General features: G+C 46.3%; 1 rRNA gene (only partly in view). It reads right to left on the bottom strand.

The annotated features are described in order from the left end of the window. A 16S ribosomal RNA gene (locus ACP7AE_RS13990) occupies positions 1-994 on the bottom strand; it reaches 644 nt to the left of the window's first position. Positions 995-1,368 lie beyond the last annotated feature (374 nt).

Genomic DNA, 1,368 nt, shown 5'->3' with positions numbered 1-1,368 from the left:
TATGTCAAGACCAGGTAAGGTTCTTCGCGTTGCATCGAATTAAACCACATGCTCCACCGCTTGTGCGGGCCCCCGTCAATTCATTTGAGTTTTAACCTTGCGGCCGTACTCCCCAGGCGGTCTACTTATTGCGTTAGCTGCGTCACTAAGTCCTCAAGGGACCCAACGACTAGTAGACATCGTTTACGGCGTGGACTACCAGGGTATCTAATCCTGTTTGCTACCCACGCTTTCGAGCCTCAGTGTCAGTATTATGCCAGAAGGCTGCCTTCGCCATCGGTATTCCTCCAGATCTCTACGCATTTCACCGCTACACCTGGAATTCTACCTTCCTCTCACATACTCTAGCTCTACAGTTTCAGATGCAGTTCCCAGGTTAAGCCCGGGGATTTCACATCTGACTTATAGAGCCACCTACGCTCCCTTTACGCCCAGTAATTCCGATTAACGCTTGCACCCTCTGTATTACCGCGGCTGCTGGCACAGAGTTAGCCGGTGCTTATTCTGCAGCTAATGTCATCGTCCATGGGTATTAACCATGGAGTCTTCTTCACTGCTTAAAGTGCTTTACAACCAAAAGGCCTTCTTCACACACGCGGCATGGCTGGATCAGGGTTTCCCCCATTGTCCAATATTCCCCACTGCTGCCTCCCGTAGGAGTCCGGGCCGTGTCTCAGTCCCGGTGTGGCTGATCATCCTCTCAGACCAGCTACAGATCGTCGCCATGGTAGGCCTTTACCCCACCATCTAGCTAATCCGACTTAGGCTCATCTAATAGCGAGAGCAGTAAACTGCCCCCTTTCTCCCGTAGGTCGTATGCGGTATTAATACGAGTTTCCCCGTGCTATCCCCCACTACTAGGTAGATTCCTAAGTATTACTCACCCGTCCGCCGCTCGTCAGCGAGAAGCAAGCTTCTCCTGTTACCGCTCGACTTGCATGTGTTAAGCCTGCCGCCAGCGTTCAATCTGAGCCATGATCAAACTCTTCAGTTTAATCTTGCTATGAAGCTCTTTAAAGAAGCTTCTAAACTTGGCTCATCTAATCTGGCAAAATCGCTAAAAATTATGTTCGTAATGAATTAACTTTGAGTTTTTCTGCTGTCTTAAATGATAATTTTTTATAGTTAGAATGAACTCCGAAAAGAAGTTAAAACCAACTTTATTTTTTAGCATTCTGAATCAGCAAAAATCCACACAAGTTGTTCTTTAGTTATGCTTTTAAATAGTGCTCAATCACTGTCGTCCAGTAACTGATATATAGGGTAATTCTCTTGCTGTTTAGTCTTAAACCCTTGCGGGTCAAGCTATCTAGCGAGCCGACTATCTTATCATAATGATTTGATTTGTCAAGCTTTTTTATGTTTTGT

The organism is Psychrobacter sp. TWP2-1-2 (assembly GCF_049896785.1).
In the GTDB taxonomy this organism is placed as follows: Bacteria; Pseudomonadota; Gammaproteobacteria; order Pseudomonadales; family Moraxellaceae; genus Psychrobacter.
This window is presented reverse-complemented; position numbering and strand designations above follow the sequence as displayed.